The sequence below is a fragment of the Kitasatospora viridis genome, from assembly GCF_007829815.1.
Classification (GTDB): domain Bacteria; phylum Actinomycetota; class Actinomycetes; order Streptomycetales; family Streptomycetaceae; genus Kitasatospora; species Kitasatospora viridis.
The window spans coordinates 1-19,022 of sequence record NZ_VIWT01000004.1; the positions used below are offsets into that span (position 1 = coordinate 1).

Consider the following 19,022-nt stretch of genomic DNA (forward strand, 5'->3'; position numbering starts at 1 on the left):
CCGCCCCGCTCGCGGTGTTCCGCGAGATCGAACCCTGCTCCCCGCACCCGCGGGGTTGGTCCCCGCGTGGCCGTGGGACGCGGTGGCCGCCGCCGCTGCTCCCCGCACCCGCGGGGTTGGTCCCCAGCGGTACCAGATCGACCGGGCGCTGAGGGCCTGCTCCCCGCACCCGCGGGGTTGGTCCCAGCTCGAAGCCCAGCCCGAGATCCTGATCGGTCTGCTCCCCGCACCCGCGGGGTTGGTCCCGGGTGCTGTCCGTTGCCCGCGAAGCAGACGAGCTGCTCCCCGCACCCGCGGGGTTGGTCCCGGCAAGCTCACCGAGCGGCTGTTGACGATCGTCTGCTCCCCGCACCCGCGGGGTTGGTCCCTGCAGGACCAGGTGCGGCTCGGCGCCGACCCGCTGCTCCCCGCACCCGCGGGGTTGGTCCCTGCGCCGGGCCCGGCTCAAGTTGAGCGACGGTCTGCTCCCCGCACCCGCGGGGTTGGTCCCCCGGTACCTACGTGAAGGCCGAGCAGCCGCAGACTGCTCCCCGCACCCGCGGGGTTGGTCCCGACACCGTGCACCGGACCCTGGTCCGCAGACTCTGCTCCCCGCACCCGCGGGGTTGGTCCCGCCCAGCGGCTGCTGCCGAAGTCGATTCGGTACTGCTCCCCGCACCCGCGGGGTTGGTCCCTTCCAGGCGTTGAGCGCCCGGCTCGAACAACTCTGCTCCCCGCACCCGCGGGGTTGGTCCCGTCAGCGCCATCTCCCGGGCGTCCTCGACCTCCTGCTCCCCGCACCCGCGGGGTTGGTCCCTGCACGCCACGATCACCGACGATCGAGGTCCCCTGCTCCCCGCACCCGCGGGGTTGGTCCCCGGCCGTCAGGTGGTCGGTCAGGTCGGCCTTGCTGCTCCCCGCACCCGCGGGGTTGGTCCCTCAGCGCCCGTTCCATGTTCCCCTTTTCGCCTCTGCTCCCCGCACCCGCGGGGTTGGTCCCGGGGAGACGGCCGCCTTCACGGAGCCGAACTGCAGCTCCCCGCACCCGCGGGGTTGGTCCCGCCGCCGCGAAGTGATCCAAGCGCTCGGCGACCTGCTCCCCGCACCCGCGGGGTTGGTCCCCCGACCGACAACGGCGGCACGCAGACCAGCTGCTGCTCCCCGCACCCGCGGGGTTGGTCCCGGCCCGTCAGCCACAGCGCGAGGAACCGCGCGCTGCTCCCCGCACCCGCGGGGTTGGTCCCCCCGGGGCGCCGCCCGCCCCTGACCAACCGGCCTGCTCCCCGCACCCGCGGGGTTGGTCCCGCCCGGACCTGCCCGACGTCGTACAAGATGGGCTGCTCCCCGCACCCGCGGGGTTGGTCCCTGGGGATCGGATGAGGTCTCCCGGGGGTGAAGCTGCTCCCCGCACCCGCGGGGTTGGTCCCGGCTCGCCGGGGGCGGCCGGCGGGCCGGCGGTCTGCTCCCCGCACCCGCGGGGTTGGTCCCGTTGCCGGCCGCGCCTCCGAACCGGCCGGGCTCTGCTCCCCGCACCCGCGGGGTTGGTCCCGAGGAGTGGGAGGCGTTCCTGGTCCGGATCCTCTGCTCCCCGCACCCGCGGGGTTGGTCCCTGCTCGGGGTCGTGGGCCAGGGCGAGGTCGTACTGCTCCCCGCACCCGCGGGGTTGGTCCCTTACTTCCGATCAAGCCTTACTCTGTGTCGCCCTGCTCCCCGCACCCGCGGGGTTGGTCCCTGCCAGACCCTCAAGCCGCTGGTGTTGTTCCGCTGCTCCCCGCACCCGCGGGGTTGGTCCCGGTGCCTCCCTCCTGGCGGATGTTGACGTTGGCTGCTCCCCGCACCCGCGGGGTTGGTCCCTCGCCGGCCCTTGACCTCGGCCTCCTCGATGACTGCTCCCCGCACCCGCGGGGTTGGTCCCGCTCCCGGGGCTTGGGACAACCCCTGATCAGACTGCTCCCCGCACCCGCGGGGTTGGTCCCGCCGTGCGGCACGCCGCCAAGGCGGGCCCGATCTGCTCCCCGCACCCGCGGGGTTGGTCCCGGCGAAGTCGTGCACCTGGACCGGCTCGCCACATGCTCCCCGCACCCGCGGGGTTGGTCCCAGCTCCGCCGGCCCGGACGGCTCCGTGGTGAGCTGCTCCCCGCACCCGCGGGGTTGGTCCCGTAGCGGCCGGCCCGGCGGTGCGCATCAGGAGCTGCTCCCCGCACCCGCGGGGTTGGTCCCTTCGACCGGCTCATCGCCCGCTCCGGCCTGACCTGCTCCCCGCACCCGCGGGGTTGGTCCCTGCGGCACACCATCATCAGTCTCGGGGGGCACTGCTCCCCGCACCCGCGGGGTTGGTCCCCGTCATCGCAACCCCCTCCCAGAGGTCTTGGACTGCTCCCCGCACCCGCGGGGTTGGTCCCTCGCCCGGCCAGTCGGCGCCGCCGTGGCGATGCTGCTCCCCGCACCCGCGGGGTTGGTCCCGTCCCCACCACCACGACACCGGCCCCCGCCGTCTGCTCCCCGCACCCGCGGGGTTGGTCCCGTGATCGGCCGGATGACCGCCGCCGGGATGGACTGCTCCCCGCACCCGCGGGGTTGGTCCCTTGTCGCCTTCCCCGTACCGGCAATGCCGTTCCTGCTCCCCGCACCCGCGGGGTTGGTCCCATCACGTACCACGTCGCCGACATGACCGGCCACTGCTCCCCGCACCCGCAGGGTTGGTCCCTACGATCAGTTGCTAGTGGAGTCACTGTCAAACTGCTCCCCGCATCCGCGGGGTTGGTCCCGTTTGGTGTGTCGGGGCGGTGCCCGGCCCGTGCTGCTCCCCGCACCCGCGGGGTTGGTCCTGCCCACCCGTGGCGGCGGTGCAGACCTATCTCCTACTCCCCGCACCGGTGGGGTTGGTCCCCGCCAGGCCGGTCGATCCGGCGTGGGGCAGGACTGCTCCCCGCACCCGCGGGGTTGGTCCCAGTTCCGGGCCCGCTGCCAAAAGCGCGCGAAGCTGCTCCCCGCACCTGCGGGGTTGGTCCCTTGCCGAGGAACCCGACCAATGCCAGAGGCAGCTGTTCCCCACAGCTGTGGGGTTACTCCCAGCTCGGGCGGGAGAGGCCGCATCAGCGGCTCCTGATTCCCTGCACCTGCAAGGCTCGTTCTTGACGGAGAAGCAATCTGGCGGGTAATCAGCCCCGACCTGTACAGCCCAAGCCAGCTCCAAACCGGCGCAGTTGGCTTGGCACAAGTCTCCTCGCAACCCCTGACATGTCGGAGCAGTGGCAAGTTCGCCCAAAACTTGTGCAGCGCACGGGCCCTGATGCCGCGCCAGCTACAGGCCCATCGGAGAGAAAATATGAGCATTGACGCGCACCCGCGACACTCTGACAAACCGACAATTCGTTGACCCTGACAAGCGGATGCCCCACCGCTACCATCGGATTGCGCCGTACGGCGCCAGGCCACCGGCGGGGTCTCCTCACCTCCTCGCCACTTTCGAGGCCGGACTGATTACTCCCTGAGCTTCGGGGATGTTCCCTAGATCGCGTGCAATGCGACCTGCTCCCCGCACCTGCGGGGGTTCCGATTCAGATGACCGCAGCCTGCAGGAGTCCAACTACGGAACTAGATGGCGTGCAATGCTTCGCGGCTCGCCGCAACGGAGATGCGCGCTTAACTCAGTCGACAGGAGTAGATTTAGCCACTGGGAGCTGATGCACCATCAGCTAGCCAACTGCTGCGCGCCATGCGCAGAACGACAGAGCCGGGCCCGCACCCCACTACCACATGGACGGACCCGGCCTCTCCAGTGAAGGAGAACACCAATGCTACATGCCGCCAGGCGAAGGATCAGTTCAGAGCCCAGCCTCAAAGACCTGCTTCTCCTGGTCCTCGCCGGAGTTGCGGCGGGGGCCGGTTCGCCGGACCTCCTGGACGCGATCGCACGCCTCGTGGTGGTCGTGGTGGTGCTCGGGATTGTGATCATCAGGTACCTGATCGCTCCGCAGCACCGGTAAGACTTCCCGGGAACCAACGCCAGGCGGGCTGCAGAGCCCTGCGGTCCTCCTGGCGCCAATCACGTTGCACCGCACCCCACTTCCGCACCGCAACTGCCTGCCCGTCGGCCAACTCCGCCGACGCGATGCGTCAGCCTGCCAACCAGACGCATCGATCAAACATGACCACTCAACGCTCAGTCTCGATCACCATCACGCTCTTGATTCACTTCGAGCACGCCAGGGGCCGACCGTGATGTCCAATGACTCCATGATGTTCCGGCACACGACGGTGGACCTCGGCAAACGCCTGACACCCGTCGCTCGTACCGTGTGGGCCAAACACGATCGACGCACCGATGGTTGGGTCCCGCTCTGGCGACACCTCAGCGACACCGCCGCTGTCGCAGAGCTGCTTTGGGACAATTGGCTGCCGTTGACTATCCGTCAACTGGTAGCAGAACAGCTTCCGGGCGGAGCGGAGCACGCGCGCACCCTAGCCGTCTGGCTGGCGGCAACCCACGATGTCGGCAAGTGCACGCCGGCCTTCGCATGCCAGGTGGATTCGCTCGCCGAGCGGATGCGAGCGGCGGGGCTGGACATGCCGCGGCAGGAGCGGTTCGGTGCGGACCGGCGGCGGGCACCGCATGGTCTCGCCGGTCAACTGCTGCTTCAGGAATGGTTGGTGGAGTCGCACGACTGGTCGGACCGGGCGGCCGGGCAGTTCACCGTGATTGCCGGCGGCCACCACGGCGTACCGCCCGGGTACGCGCAAATCCACGATCTCGACCTGCGACCCGACTTGCTTCGCACACCCGGCCCCAGTGAACAGCTTTGGCGCAGCGTGCAGTTCGATGTGCTCGATGCCTGCGCGGAGGCTTACGGCATGCGGGACGTGCTGCCCACCCTGCGGGCGGTCAAGCTCTCACAGCCGGCGCAGGTCCTCCTCACGGCCGTCGTCATCGTCGCCGACTGGGTGGCCAGTAATCCGGACCTGTTTCCCTACTACCCGGAAGCCTCGTCCCAGTCGGAGGCCGAGCGCACGGCGGCAGCTTGGCGAGGGCTGAGCCTGCCGCCCCCGTGGGCGCCCGAGGAGCCGTCCGGTTCGGCCGCCGAGCTGATCGCGCAGCGCTTCGCACTCCCACACGGGGCCTCCGTCAGGCCCGTGCAGGTGCAGGCCGTCGAGCTCGCACGGGCGATGTCCTCGCCGGGCCTGATGGTGATCGAGGCACCGATGGGCGAGGGAAAGACCGAAGCGGCGCTCGCGGTCGCCGAGATCTTCGCCGCACGGAGCGGGGCCGGCGGCTGTTTCGTGGCTCTCCCGACACGGGCGACGAGCAACGCGATGTTCACCCGGCTGCTGACGTGGGTGGACCACCTGCCGGGCGCGGGGGAACGGTCGGTGTTCCTGGCGCACGCTAAGGCCGCGCTGCAGGACGAGTACGCGGGCCTGCTTCGGGCCGGCCGCCGACCGATCGCCGCCGTCGATGCGGATCCGCCGCGGCAGGGGCTCGGCACTGGCATTGCCACTAGCATCGGCACTGGCACCGATCCATCCGACGCCGGATTCGACGCATGTGAACCGTCGATCGAGGCAGTCGACGTCGACGGGCCTCGCGGTGTTCCACGCTCTTGGCGGGAAAGCCGCTCCGCTGCGGCAGAATTGATTGCCCATCAGTGGCTGCGCGGTCGCAAGAAGGGGATGCTGGCGTCATTCGCAGTCGGCACCATTGACCAGTTGCTCTTTGCCGGGCTCAAGAGCCGACACCTGGTCCTGCGCCACCTGGCGGTCGCCGGAAAGGTCGTGGTGATCGACGAGGTTCACGCCTACGACGCTTACATGAACACCTACTTGGAGCGCGTGCTGTCGTGGCTCGGCGCCTACCGGGTACCGGTGGTGATGTTGTCGGCCACTCTGCCGAGCAAGACCCGACAAGCACTCGTCCGCGCTTACGGCGGAGCGGGATACGAGCCCGAGAGCGACAGCGGTGACAGTGAAGTCGCTTCCGACTATCCACTCCTGACGGCGGTGACACCCGGCGCGGTCCCGCTGGTGGCAACGCCGCCCGCTGCCTCGGGCCGGGCCACGAACGTGCTCCTGGAGCAGATGAGCGACGACCTCGGCGCGCTGGCCGACCGTCTGGCAGCGGAGCTGGCCGAGGGCGGGTGCGCGCTGGTGGTCCGCAACACGGTGGACCGTGTCCTGGAGGCGGCGGCGTGCCTGCGGCAGAGGTTCGACGCTGAGGCGGTCACCGTGACCCACGCGCGCTTCCTCGACCTCGACCGGGCGCGCAAGGACACCGATCTCCTTGAGCGCTTCGGTCTCCACGGTCGTCGTCCGACGGGTCCGCACATCGTCGTGGCCAGCCAGGTCGTCGAACAGTCACTGGACGTGGATTTCGACCTACTGGTGACGGATCTGTGCCCGATGGACCTGATGCTGCAACGCATCGGGCGGCTCCATCGTCACCAACGCGGACCGGGCCAGAGCGACCGCCCGCCCCGCCTGCGAACGGCGCGCTGCCTGGTCACCGGCACAGATTGGCGGGCTGACGGTCCACCGGAACCCGTTGCGGGGTCGATCGCCGTCTACCGGCGTCATCCCCTGCTGCGTGCGCTGGCCGTCCTCCGACCGTTCCTGACCGAGGCGGGCGGACACCCCCTCCAACTTCCCCGTGACATCGGGCCGCTGGTCCAGCAGGCCTACGGTGCGGCACCGGTGGGTCCGGACAGCTGGGCTGTGGCGCTGGCGGAGGCCGCCGCCGACCACCAAGCCTTTCGCGCCGCGCAAGGTGCGCGCGCCGAGGTCTTCCTGCTGGACGAGGTCCGCCGTCCGGGTCGGTCCCTCGTCGGGTGGGTCGAAGCCGGCGTCGGGGACGCCGAGGACACCCGCAGCGGACGGGCCCAGGTGCGCGACGGAGGGGAGAGTCTGGAGGTCCTCGTCGCGCGACGCCGGGCGGACGGCACACTGACCACTCTGCCCTGGCTGGACCGCGGCCTGGGAGGCCTTGAGCTGCCAGTCGACTCTTTGCCCGCGCCACGGGCCGCCCGGGGCCTGGCTGCGAGTTCACTGCGGCTGCCTCCGCGCTTCTCGCAACCGTGGCTGATCGACCGGGTGATCGAGGAGCTGGAGCAACTCCACGTGCCCGCCTGGCAGGTGAAGGAGTGTCCGCAGCTGGCCGGCGAGCTGGTCCTGGTGTTGGACGAGGACTCACGCGCCCACCTGGCCGGCTTCGACCTGGAGTACAGCGTGTCCGACGGTCTGGCGGTGCTGTCACCTGAGGCCGAGAAGTCGAGCGTCGAAAAGACGGGAAAAGGGGCGACGGTGCCGTCCTTCGATCTGCTGGCGCGTCCGTGGCTGCCGGTGCAGCGGCTGGACGGCACGACGGCGGAGCTCTCACTGCGCGAAGTCTTCGCCGAGGCCGACACGCTGCGCCGACTGGTCGGGGACGTGCCCACCCAGGAGTTCGCGCTGATGCGGCTCCTCCTGGCCGTTCTCCATGATGCGGTCGACGGGCCGAGGGAGTTGGAGGACTGGGAGGAGCTGTGGCAGTCCTCGGATCCGTTCGCCGAGGTCGGCCCCTATCTGGACAAGTACCAGGACCAGTTCGACCTGCTTCACCCACGGACGCCGTTCTTCCAAGTGGCCGAGCTGCGCACCGAGAAGGACGAAGTAGCTAGCCTCAACCGAATCGTGGCGGACGTGCCGAACGGCGACCCGTTCTTCACCATGCGGATGCCCGAGGTCGATCGGCTCGACTTCGCGGAGGCCGCTCGCTGGCTGGTCCACGCCCAGGCGTTCGACACGTCGGGGATCAAGTCGGGTGCCGCCGGCGACCCGCGGGCGAAGGGTGGCAAGGTCTACCCGCAGGGCCTTGCTTGGAGCGGCAACCTGGGTGGCGTGCTGGTCGAGGGCGACACGCTGCGTGAGACTCTCCTGCTCAATCTGGTGGCCGCCGACACCAGCGGAGTACGGTTCTCGGCCGACGACCGGCCGGCCTGGCGACGTGGACCGTACGGCCCAACGGTTGACCCTGGCGCAGTCGACCCCGCCTCCCGGCGACCATCTGGTCCCCGGGACCTGTACACGTGGCAGTCCCGGCGAGTACGGCTGCACCACGACGGGGAAGCGGTTCACGGCGTGGTGCTCTCCTACGGGGACCCGCTCACCCCGCACAACCAGCAGGCGGTCGAGCCGATGACCGGCTGGCGGCGCAGCAAGGCGCAGGAGAAGAAGCTCGGCGCGGCCCTGGTCTATCTGCCGCGCGAGCACCTGCCGGAGCGGACCGTGTGGCGCGGGCTGGCCGCTCTGCTGGGCTCCGAAGGCGAGCGCGGCACTCAACAGCAGCAGGAGGGCGCCGACGAACTGCGCCCGCGAGTGGTGGAGTGGGTGGCGCGGCTGGCGACCGACGGCCTGCTGAAGCGGCGTCGGCTCATTCGCGCACGCGTCCTGGGCGCGGTGTACGGAACCCAGCAGTCCGTGATCGACGACATGGTGGACGACAGCATCACCATGTCGATCATCCTGCTGCACGAACGGGACGGCCGCTACGGCCGTGCTGCCATCGGCGCGGTCGAGGATGCCGACGCGGCAGTTCGCACCCTGGGCGATTTGGCGGCCGACCTCGCCGAGGCAGCCGGTACCGGGCGCGACGCTCCACGGGCGCGGGCCCTCGAACTCGGCTTCGGCGAGTTGGACGGCCCGTACCGGCGGTGGCTGGCGGAACTGGGAACGCGGACCGACTCGCCGGACCAGGCTCGCCATGCGTGGCAGCGGGAGGCGCGCCGGCGCATCGGCCGGCTGGGCCGGGAACTCGTCGAGTCGGCGCCCGAGGCCGCCCGGAACGGTCGGGTGTTCGACCGTGCCAAGGGCGGCGGGAGCTACTGGCTCAACGACACCCGCGCCCACCTGCGGTTCCGCGGGCGCCTGAACACAGTGCTGCCGGTCGAAGCCGACCCGCTCGAACCGGACGGTGACGACGCATTGGATCCCGACGAACCGAAGGCGGGCTCATGACCTCCTCCACCTCTCCTGCTCGGTCCGACCGCCGACAACTCCGCCTGGTCGGCGCGGCCGTCGACAAGCGCCTGCGCGAGCTCCAGTCCGGCTATCGCAACGACCGGGCCGACGTGGTCGCCGACGTGGCGCGCATCCGACGCGGAGCCGGCCGGTCCGTTGCCGACGCCCCCGAACTGTGGGGCGTCACCGGGCTGGAGCTGCTCTACTCGGCCGGCCAGGGGGCGCGCACGGCAGCCGAAGCCGAGAACGCCTTCCATTCGGCCGTGACGTTGTGGGCCCTGCACCAGCAAGGCCACCGGGAGCAGGGGATGCATCTCCCGTTCGGACCGGAACTCGGGCATTCCATACGCCAGTTGATGCCGAACAACGACATCGACGAACCGATCCGCAAGCGATTCGTGCGCTTGGGCACGGCCTCCTCCTTCGACCTGCTGACCCAACGGCTCCGTGAGCTCGTGCTGCTGTTTCGACGCGATGCCATCCCGCTCGACTACGCGGTCCTCGCCGACCAGTTGGTGCAGTGGCAACAGCCGGGCGGCCGGGGCTCGGTGCACAGTTCCTGGGGTCACAGCTTCCACGCGTACCGGCCCCCTGCCACTGCTGCGGCCGACGACCGATCGTCGGACTCCGTAGCACCCGACCTGCCCTCCGCCACCGACAAGGACGCCAACTCGTGAGCCGTACCATCCTGGACATCCACATCCTGCAGACCGTCCCGCCCAGCAATGTGAACCGCGACGACACCGGCTCTCCAAAAACGGCCGTATACGGGGGAGTTCGCCGCTCCCGGGTGTCCAGCCAGGCCTGGAAGCGTGCCACGCGACAGGCTTTCGCGCAGCTGCTGGACCCCAGCGAACTCGGCGTGCGCACCAAGAAGGTGGCCGAGGCCCTGGCGGAGCGCATCGCCGCGCTGCACCCGACCACGGAAGCCCCCGAAGCGCTCGCACTCGCTGCCGAGACGATCACCGCAGCGACCGGGGCGAGGATCGTTCCTCCTACCCGGAAGTCGAAAGCTGCCAACGACGGCGCTCCCGACCCGGCCCCCGAATCCTCCTACCTGATGTTCCTGAGTGCGCGTCAACTCGACGGGCTCGCCGAATTCGCGGTCGAGGCACTCGCTTCGGGCGACCGCACGACGTTTCTCAAGGACAAGGCGAACAGGGCTCGTGCCCGGGAGCTCGCCGACACCCGCCATTCGGTCGACATCGCCCTGTTCGGACGCATGGTCGCCGATGCCACCGACATCAACGTGGACGCTGCCGCCCAAGTAGCCCATGCGATCGGCGTCCATGCAGTAGAGATCGAATCCGATTACTACACGGCCGTGGACGACCGCAACAGCGAGGCCGAACCCGGCGCTGGAATGATCGGCATCGTCGATTTCAACTCGTCGACGCTCTACCGCTACGCGGCGGTCGACGTCGACCAGCTGTACCGCAATCTCAGCGCCGGTCCCGGTACTGACGAGCAGGCCGGCAAGGCCGTCCGGCGCGCCGTCGAGGCGTTCGTCGAGGGGTTCGTCGCCTCGATCCCGACCGGGAAGATCAACACCTTCGCCAACCACACCCTGCCTGACGCCGTGATCGTCAAACTCCGCTCGGCTCGACCGATCAGCTTCGTCGGCGCCTTCGAGAGGCCGGTGCCGGCCGACCAGTCCGGCGGACACGTGGCGGCTGCGTGCCGGAAGTTGGCCGCCTTCGTGCCGAGGATCGAGAAGGCGTACGGCGCTGAGGCCACCGGAGCCAGTTGGGTGCTCCTGGTGGGCGACGGAACGGCCCCACTCGCCGAGTTGGGGCGCGAGGTGACCTTGCCCGGCTTGGTGGAAGCCGTCGGAGCCGCCGTGGATGAGGCCGTCTCGCGGACCGCGGCCGATGCCATCGCCACGCGGGCGGAGCAGCGTGGATGAGCGTGCTCGTCCTGCGGTTGGCCGGACCGCTGCAGTCCTGGGGCTCCTCAGCACGCTTCGGCCGCCGCACCAGCGAGACCGCGCCAACCAAGAGCGGTGTCATCGGCCTGCTCGCCGGTGCGCTGGGGCGCCCACGTGATGCCGACGTCTCCGACCTCGCAGCGCTCCGGTTCGGCGTGCGGATCGACCAGCCCGGCACCCGAATCACCGACCTGCAGACGGCACATCACGCCGACTCCGAGAAGTCGATGCCGTTGTCCCACCGGATCTACCTGGCGGACGCGGTGTTCCTCGCCGCCCTCCAGGGCGAAGCGACGCTGATCGAGAGACTGCACGCAGCTGTGCTGGCGCCGGTCTTCCTGCCCTACCTGGGACGGCGCTCATGTCCGCCGAGCCTGCCGATCGACCTCGGGACCCGGCCCGGGCCCGACCTGCGGAAGGTCCTGGAGCAGGAGGACTGGCACGCCTCCGACTGGTACCGGGATCGACACCGCAGCGAAGCCGTGCAGTTGTCCCTCCTCGTCGAACCCACGGCAGGCGAGGGGATGCCCGAGTACAGCCAGCGCGACCAGCCGCTCAGCTTCGACCCCCGACACCGCCGCTACGCGCTGCGCGGCGTCTCCGCCGGCACGATGCGGGTGCCCCGCGCCGTTCCCGACCACGATCCGACGCAGCTGCTGGACGGTGTCTGAGCCATGTTCCTCACCCGTTTTCGCCTCAACACCGCGCGGTCCGGCGCCAGGCGTCTGCTCTCCTCACCCCAACAACTGCACGCCGCCGTGATGTCGTCGTTCGCCGAACCACCGGGCCGACCGGACGGCGGTCCCCGCGTCCTGTGGCGGGTCGACCACAACTCCCGCACCGAAGTGGTGCTCTACCTGGTCGGACCCCAGCGTCCGGACCTGACCCACCTCGTGGAGCAGGCGGGATGGCCGACCACGGGTGGGTGGCAGACGTACGACTACGCGCCCTTCCTGACCCGCCTCACAACCGACAGCACCTGGTCGTTCCGGCTCACCGCCAATCCGGTTCACAGCATCCGCCGGAAGGACGGCGAGCCGACGAAGCGGACCGCCCATCTGACGAAGCACCACCAGGCACGATGGCTGCTCGACCGACAGGGTGCGGGCGGGTTCACCATCGTGACGAAGGCACCCGAACGCCAACTGCTGCCGCAAGGCGACGAGTACGAGCTCATCGTCCGCGACCAGCGCGGACTCGACTTCACCAAGGTCGAGCAGACCCGCGGCTCGCGCAGTCGGGTCACCTTGGTCACCGCCACCTACGACGGCCGGCTGCGGGTCACCGATCCCGACGCCATGCGCCACGTCCTGACCATGGGCCTCGGCAAGGCCAAGGCCTACGGCTGCGGTCTGCTGACACTCGCACCGGTGCGGTGACGACGTGCGAACACCCGCTGCCCGCGGCCAGTCCACACCGCGCGAACTCACCCGTGTCAGCGACCGACTGTCGTTCGTCTACCTGGAACGCTGCGTCGTCCACCGGGACGCCAACGCGATCACCGCAGACGACGCCGACGGCACGGTCCACATCCCCGCCGCCACCATCGGCGCTCTTCTCCTCGGCCCGGGAACGCGCATCACCCACCAGGCGATGAGCGTGCTCGGCGAGTGCGGAGCCGGTGTCGTATGGGTCGGTGAGAACAGCGTGCGCTACTACGCGAGCGGGCGGGCGCTCACCCGTTCGTCCGGACTGGCGGAGGCCCAGGCCGCGGCCTGGGCGAACCGACGCAGCCGGATCGACGTAGCACGCGCCATGTACCGCACCCGGTTCCCGGACGAGGATCCGGCCGGCCTGACCCGTCACGAACTGCTGGGTCGCGAGGGCACCCGGGTGAAGGAGTGCTACCGGCGGGAGTCACTGCGCACCGGGGTCCGCTGGCACGGTCGGCGCTACACCCCAGGCGACTTCGCCTCCGGTGACACCCCGAACCAGGCCGTCACCGCAGCCGCCCAATGCATGTACGGCATCGCCCACGCCGTCGTCGCGGCGCTCGGCTGCTCGCCCGCCCTCGGCTTCGTGCACTCCGGGCACGAGCTGTCCTTCGTACTCGACGTGGCCGACCTGTACAAGACGGACGTGGGGATCCCCGCCGCCTTCGACGCGGCAGCCGACGGGGACGAGGACATCGCCGCCCGCACCCGCCGCGCCCTGCGCGACCGGAACCGCGAAACCCGCCTGCTGGACCGGTGCGTCGACGACATCAAACGCCTCCTGGCTCCGTACGGGAGGTACGGCTCCGGAGAGGAGGAAGCGGACCGGGTGGACCTACAGACCGACCGCGACGGACGAGTCGCCGGCGGGCGGAACCACAGCCACGAAGTGGAGGGCTGGTGATCACCATCGTCCTCACCAACTGCCCGACCGGATTGCGCGGCTTCCTCACCCGCTGGCTGTGGGAGATCTCCCCCGGCGTCTTCGTCGGCAACCCGTCCGCGCGCATCCGCGACCTGCTCTGGCAGGAGGTGAAGACCTACACCGGCCAGGGGCGCGCCCTCCTCACCTACAACACCGACTCGGAGCAGGGGTTCGCCTTCGAAACCCACGATCACAAGTGGCAGCCCGTCGACCACGAGGGCATCACCTTGATCCAGCGCCCTGCCGAGCGCCCCACCCCAGCACCCGAGCCACCAACGCGAGGCTGGAGCAACGCGGCGAAGCGGCGGCGGTTTGGGAGCGGATGAGGTGATGTTGGGGCCGGGCAACCGGGACAGCGGGACTACTCGGACTTCCGGCCCCCTGGCTGACAAGCCATCAGGACCGACCTGGTGGCCGCGCACGAGGTTGGTCGCCCGACGGTCTGTGGCGTAGACGCCGCGTTCCGTTGGGTCTCGCGCCGTTACGAACCGGCCCGCACCTCTCCTCCTTCTCCCGCTGGTGATCTGGTAGCCAGTCACATGCGCCCCGCTGTCGGACGGTTCATCCTGGCCCAGTAGCGCCCCGGTGGTCGCGGCCGCAGGCTCGCCGACACGGTCCCGGGCCGGGGGTCACGAGCGACGAGCCTCCGGCTTCGCCCTGTCGTGCGGCACGGCGGTGAAGGTGCCGCCGGTCGGCCAAGGCCAACTCCGCGAACTCTCAGTAGGAGCGCGCGCCATGCGCCGCCAGCGAGCGTCGGTCACCACAATGACAAGTGACGTCGCGTCAACCACGAAGGCATAGCCTCCCACCACCCCCGCGCCGTGTTATTTCAGATAATAAGAGGCACTTTGTCGGAGATGCCCGAATCAATGAAAGTACTCCCCGTTGCGCCGCTGGCCTGACACACCACCAGGTCAGTGACTCTGCTCCCCGCACCCACGGGGTTGGTCCCCGGATGCACACCAAGCTGTCCGTCCTGCTCCTCTGCTCCCCGCACCCACGGGGTTGGTCCCGATATCGTTTTTCGTATCCACTTCGCCGGTGCCTGCTCCCCGCACCCACGGGGTTGGTCCCGGTGAACGCCGGCCGCTGAATCGCCGAGGCGACTGCTCCCCGCACCCACGGGGTTGGTCCCGGTGCGCTGAACCAGCGGAGCACACCGACCCGCTGCTCCCCGCACCCACGGGGTTGGTCCCTGGAAGGGCGGCTCGCCGGCGGGGCTGGTGACCTGCTCCCCGCACCCACGGGGTTGGTCCCGCCGAACCCGATCCCGTGGGGGCGGCGGCGTACTGCTCCCCGCACCCACGGGGTTGGTCCCGGCGACCTGGCCCGCACCGAGTGGGGCACCGGCTGCTCCCCGCACCCACGGGGTTGGTCCCGTGGAGGGGACCGGCTCGAAGAAGAACCACCGCTGCTCCCCGCACCCACGGGGTTGGTCCCGCTGGCACGTCGTTCTCCACCGCGGTGATCAGCTGCTCCCCGCACCCACGGGGTTGGTCCCGGTATCGCCCGCCCGGCCGCGGCCGGCCGGTCCTGCTCCCCGCACCCACGGGGTTGGTCCCAGCCACAAACCAGGACACAGCCGGGGCCGCCGCTGCTCCCCGCACCCACGGGGTTGGTCCCCAGTGGCAGCAGCAGTACGAGCAGTTGCAGGGCTGCTCCCCGCACCCACGGGGTTGGTCCCGTCACCCCCTTTCCGGGAAAAAGCGCAGGAGTCTGCTCCCCGCACCCACGGGGTTGGTCCCGGTATCGAGAACAAGATCCCGCAGCTGCGCTCCTGCTCCCCGCACCCACGGGGTTGGTCCCTGCATGTCGTGGGGGTGGCCGCCGTGGGCGTTCTGCTCCCCGCACCCACGGGGTTGGTCCCCTGTCCGCCAGCCAGCGCAGCGTCCTGGAATGCTGCTCCCCGCACCCACGGGGTTGGTCCCCGCGGGGGTCTGCGCCGGGGCCGGCGCCGGGTCTGCTCCCCGCACCCACGGGGTTGGTCCCGACGGCGCCGCCGTACCGGAGAACGGCGCTGGCTGCTCCCCGCACCCACGGGGTTGGTCCCATGCCGAGCGTGCTCATGGACGAACCGAGACGCTGCTCCCCGCACCCACGGGGTTGGTCCCGCACGAGTGCCGGGCCCGGACCGTGGTCCGAACTGCTCCCCGCACCCACGGGGTTGGTCCCTGGCCGCCACCGAGGCCCGCCTGGGCGGTGGTCTGCCCCCCGCACCCACGGGGTTGGTCCCGGTCTGGTTGGCCACCTCCCAGCCCTGCGCCACTGCTCCCCACACCCACGGGGTTGGTCCCGTCGCAGGCGTGGTGGGACGCTTACCTTGCTCCTGCTCCCCGCACCCACGGGGTTGGTCCCCCGCTGACCTGGATCGTCGTCGCGGTAATGGCCTGCTCCCCGCACCCACGGGGTTGGCCCCGGGTGCCGCCCGTTGCCCGCGAAGCAGACGAGCTGCTCCCCGCACCCACGGGGTTGGCCCCGGGTGCCGCCCGTTGCCCGCGAAGCAGACGAGCTGCTCCCCGCACCCGCGGGGTTGGTCCCGGTGCCGGTCTGGGTGGAAACGGCGTTTCCACCTGCTCCCTGCACCCGCGGGGTTGGCCCCCAGGCTCCCGCCGGCACGAGCTACGCCGTGGTCTGCTCCCCGCGCCTGCGGGGTTGGTCCCTACCTTGCCGGGCAGTACGCCGAGCTGCACCCCTGCTCCCCACATCCGCGGGGTTGGCCCCGATGCAACGAGCGGTGCCCGCGTGCAGCCCGCCGCCACGCCAGCGTTGGCAGCCAAGTGGGCGCTCTGCTCGCCCTGCGGTGCCGCCTGGCGTGGCCCCGGGCTTGAGGCCGCCTCAGCTCCTCACCGGGACGTCGCACGCCTTCCGGTCCGCCGGGTAGGCGTGCGACGTCGGGAATTCGAGGCCTCCCAAGTACGTCTGCACGAGGGCGGTGCAGTCGGCGGTGGCGGGGGTGTTGGTCTGGGTGCCTGCGTGTTCCTGGTCGAGGTGGGTGATGGCGTCGGCGCAGTCGAGGGGCAGGTCGGCGCGGCCGAGGGTGATGGAGGCGATCATCTGGTTGACCTCGGCGTCCTGGGCGGGGGGTGAGGTCTCCGTAGGTGGTGAGGCGGATGTGGGAGGCGGGGGCCACCAGAGGCGGTGGTCGTGCTTGCGGGTGCCGTTGTCGTCGGGGAGGACGTCGGTGTGGACGGTCCAGGTCTGGGCCTGGCGCCCGCCCATGGGGTCAGCGGTGCCGGGTCGGCGGCGGTGATGGTCTCCGGGTGGCGGTGACGGCGGTGGCGTCGAGCTGGTGGGCGATGCCGAAGTCCAGGACACGCGGGCCGTCTCCGGCGAGGATGACGTTCGAGGGCTTGAGGTCGCGGTGGGCGACGCCGGCCCAGTGGATGCAGGCGAGCGCGTGCGCGGTCGCGGCGGCGAAGGTCATCAAGTTCTCGCCGGTCAGCGGGCCGTGGGCCTGGACGTGCTGCGAGAGGGTGTTGCCGGCCACGTAGTCGGTGGCCAGCCAGGGCTGTTCGGCCTGCGGCCCGGCGTCCACCAGCGGGACGAGGTAGGGGCCTTCGATCTTTCGCAGGAGGGTCACCTCCCTGGCGAACCGCTTGCGGTGCTCCGGGTCCTGGGCGTGCTCGGCGTGCAGCACCTTCACCGCGAGCGGCCGGCCGGTGTCCGGGTGCAGGCAGTAGTACACGGTGCCCATGCCGCCCGCGCCGATTCTTTCCAGCGGACGGTAGGGGCCTATGAGTTCGGGGTTCGCCACGGCACGGATTCTTCCGCATCGGCGGTCACGGGTCGTGGACGGGGCGCAGCGGCAGCCATACCGTTGGGGTGTGACGGACAGTCAAAGTGGGCGAGGAGCGCTCCCAATGAGGCGCCCGAGCGCGCCCTCCACCCGCCGGCTGCACGCGTACGTGCACGGCGCCCTCCGGGAGATCCGCAGCACCGCGCTGTTCTCCTCCGCCGTGGCCTGGGAGGACGTGGACCGCGAGGCACAGGCGGTGCTGGGGACCGCCCGCTGCTACGCCGACACCCACGCCTTCCTCACCGAAGTGCTCCAGCGGGCCGGTGGCCGGCACAGCCACCTGACCCCACCGCCCGGGTCGGCCCGCAGCCGGGAGCGGAACGCGCGGCTGGCCGAGGTCCTGGGGCCTCCGGTGCCCACCGGCCGGCTCGTGGGTCAAGGGTCCGCCACCGTGGCCCACCTGCGGCTGCCGAGGCTGCCCGAGGGGCGCCGGGCCGCCCGCCGCTACCTGGCCGACGGCGCCACGGTGATGAACTCCCTGATCGCCGCGCGCCCGTGCGGATGGATCGTGGACCTTCGCGCCAACCTCGGCGGCGGCATGTGGCCGATGCTCGCGGTGGCCGCCCCGTTGTTGCCCGAGGGCGTGCTCGGGCACTTCCGGCTGCCCGACGGCCGGGTGCAGAGCTGGTCGGCACGGCACGGCCGGATCAGGTTGGACCGCCGGGCCATGGCGCGAGTCGTCCGGACCCAGGACCGGCCCGGCGAGCACGCGCCCGTCGCCGTCCTCACCTCACGGCACACCGCCAGTGCCGGCGAGGCCGTGGCCCTGGCCTTCCGGGCGCAGCCCCGGGCCCGGCTGATCGGCGCTCCCACGGCGGGAATGACCACGGGCAACCGCACCCACGTGCTGCGGGACGGGACTCGACTGCACATCAGCTCGGTCTGTTACGCCGACCAGCACCAGGCCCTGGTCGAGGGCCCGATCCCCGTCGACCACCACCTCGCCGACAACAGCCGTGAGATCGCCTTGAGCACTGCCCTGAGCTGGATCCACCACACGGCTCAATAGGAGTCAGGCGGCGAGCTCGGCGGCCTGCTGACGCAGGGCGCGCGCCAGCGCCTGCACGGGTGCGCCGGGCGGACCGGGCAGGCGCACCAGGCTGACCAGCCGCGCCTCCTCCGCGACGCCTTCGACGGGCACCATGCGCAGGCCGGGCGGGACGGCGGGCAGCAGCGCCGGTGTGGCCGTGGTGATGCCGGCGCCGGCCGCGACGAGTTGGAGCTTGGTCAGCCAGTCGCGGGCGGTGTGGCGGACCTCGGGTCGCCCGGGCAGGCCGGGCCAGATGCCGAGCAGCGGCTCGTCCGGGGTGCCGGGGCTGGCGATCCACGGTGCGGCCGCGAGCTCCTCGACGCTGATGCTGCCCCGTTCGGCGAACGGGCTGCCGGCCGGTACGGCCACCGCCAACTGTGTTTCCAGCAGGGGCTCGACGCTCAGGGGCGGGGCGTCGGTGTCGGGCGAGCGGTGCGGGGGCCGGGAGGTGAGCAGGGCGAGGTCCAGGGTGCCGGAGCGCAGCGCGCGGACCAGTGCGGGTGTGGTTCCCTCACGTGTCGTCACCTGGAGGTGCGGGTGGTCCTGGCGCAGCATCGCGAGGGCGCGGGGCACGATCACCGCTCCGGCCATGGGGAAGAAGCCGAGCCGGACGCGGCCCCGCTCGGCCGCCTGCGCGCCGCTGAGCTCCCGGTCGGCCGCCGCGACGGCGTCCAGGGCGACGACGGCGTGCCGCAGCAGGGCGCGGCCCGGGCCGGTGAGCCGGACGCCGCCGGGGTAGCGGTCGAAGAGCCGGGCGCCGGTTGCCTGTTCGAGCGCGGCCACCTGCCGGGAGACGGCCGACTGGGTGTACCCGAGCGCGTCCGCCGCGGCCGTGAAGGTGCCCCGCTCCGCCACCTCGCGCAGCACCCGCAGCCCGGCCAGCGTCATCTCCATCGAGCTCCCCCGTCAGCCGGCCATGAGTGTTCAGCATAGCCACTATGCCA

At 71.0% G+C, this 19,022-nt stretch carries 11 protein-coding genes and 2 CRISPR repeat arrays; of the genes, 8 read left to right on the forward strand and 3 right to left on the reverse strand.

Features of this window, described 5'->3' with window-relative positions:
- Positions 1–34: 34 nt before the first annotated feature.
- Positions 35–2,991: a CRISPR direct-repeat array (repeat unit 29 nt; unit sequence CTGCTCCCCGCACCCGCGGGGTTGGTCCC).
- A gap of 1,212 nt (positions 2,992–4,203) precedes the next feature.
- Genes casA through cas2e form a run of 7 tightly spaced genes read left to right on the forward strand, consistent with a single transcriptional unit; the run spans position 4,204 to position 13,578 of the window.
- Complete coding sequence (gene casA / locus FHX73_RS33855; protein WP_246214059.1) at positions 4,204–8,964, forward strand: type I-E CRISPR-associated protein Cse1/CasA; 4,761 nt, start codon at positions 4,204–4,206, stop codon at positions 8,962–8,964.
- Entirely contained in the window at positions 8,961–9,644 is a 684-nt protein-coding gene (casB, locus tag FHX73_RS33860; protein WP_145909829.1) for a type I-E CRISPR-associated protein Cse2/CasB, read from the forward strand. Before casA ends, casB begins: the two co-directional genes overlap by 4 nt.
- Positions 9,641–10,873, forward strand: a complete 1,233-nt coding sequence (gene cas7e, locus FHX73_RS33865) for a type I-E CRISPR-associated protein Cas7/Cse4/CasC (protein ID WP_145909830.1) — start codon at positions 9,641–9,643, stop codon at positions 10,871–10,873. Before casB ends, cas7e begins: the two co-directional genes overlap by 4 nt.
- Positions 10,870–11,565: a type I-E CRISPR-associated protein Cas5/CasD gene (gene cas5e, locus FHX73_RS33870; protein WP_145909831.1), complete on the forward strand. Its 696-nt coding sequence runs from the start codon at positions 10,870–10,872 to the stop codon at positions 11,563–11,565. The genes cas7e and cas5e overlap by 4 nt, the downstream gene beginning before the upstream one ends.
- A 3-nt stretch (positions 11,566–11,568) precedes the next feature.
- Positions 11,569–12,273: a type I-E CRISPR-associated protein Cas6/Cse3/CasE gene (gene cas6e / locus FHX73_RS33875; RefSeq protein ID WP_145909832.1), complete on the forward strand. Its 705-nt coding sequence runs from the start codon at positions 11,569–11,571 to the stop codon at positions 12,271–12,273.
- Positions 12,274–12,277: 4 nt separating this feature from the next.
- Positions 12,278–13,231 carry a type I-E CRISPR-associated endonuclease Cas1e gene (gene cas1e, locus FHX73_RS33880; RefSeq protein ID WP_145909833.1) on the forward strand — a complete coding sequence of 318 codons (954 nt, stop codon included), beginning with the start codon at positions 12,278–12,280 and terminating at the stop codon, positions 13,229–13,231.
- Positions 13,228–13,578 (forward strand): type I-E CRISPR-associated endoribonuclease Cas2e, encoded by a 351-nt coding sequence (cas2e, locus tag FHX73_RS33885; protein ID WP_145909834.1) that lies wholly within the window; start codon positions 13,228–13,230, stop codon positions 13,576–13,578. Before cas1e ends, cas2e begins: the two co-directional genes overlap by 4 nt.
- Before the next feature lie 597 nt (positions 13,579–14,175).
- A CRISPR array of direct repeats spans positions 14,176–15,973; the repeat unit is 29 nt; unit sequence CTGCTCCCCGCACCCACGGGGTTGGTCCC.
- Between the two features lie 114 nt (positions 15,974–16,087).
- Here the strand turns inward: cas2e and FHX73_RS33890 are convergent.
- Complete coding sequence (locus FHX73_RS33890; RefSeq protein ID WP_145909835.1) at positions 16,088–16,471, reverse strand: hypothetical protein; 384 nt, start codon at positions 16,469–16,471, stop codon at positions 16,088–16,090.
- Positions 16,472–16,475: 4 nt separating this feature from the next.
- Entirely contained in the window at positions 16,476–17,006 is a 531-nt protein-coding gene (locus FHX73_RS33895) for a serine/threonine protein kinase (protein ID WP_246214060.1), read from the reverse strand.
- Between the two features lie 106 nt (positions 17,007–17,112).
- Between FHX73_RS33895 and FHX73_RS33900 the strand changes: the two genes are divergently transcribed.
- Positions 17,113–18,057 carry a S41 family peptidase gene (locus FHX73_RS33900; RefSeq protein WP_170305199.1) on the forward strand — a complete coding sequence of 315 codons (945 nt, stop codon included), beginning with the start codon at positions 17,113–17,115 and terminating at the stop codon, positions 18,055–18,057.
- A gap of 3 nt (positions 18,058–18,060) precedes the next feature.
- Here FHX73_RS33900 and FHX73_RS33905 read toward each other — a convergent pair whose 3' ends face one another.
- Positions 18,061–18,972, reverse strand: a complete 912-nt coding sequence (locus FHX73_RS33905; RefSeq protein WP_170305200.1) for a LysR family transcriptional regulator — start codon at positions 18,970–18,972, stop codon at positions 18,061–18,063.
- Positions 18,973–19,022: the final 50 nt, after the last annotated feature.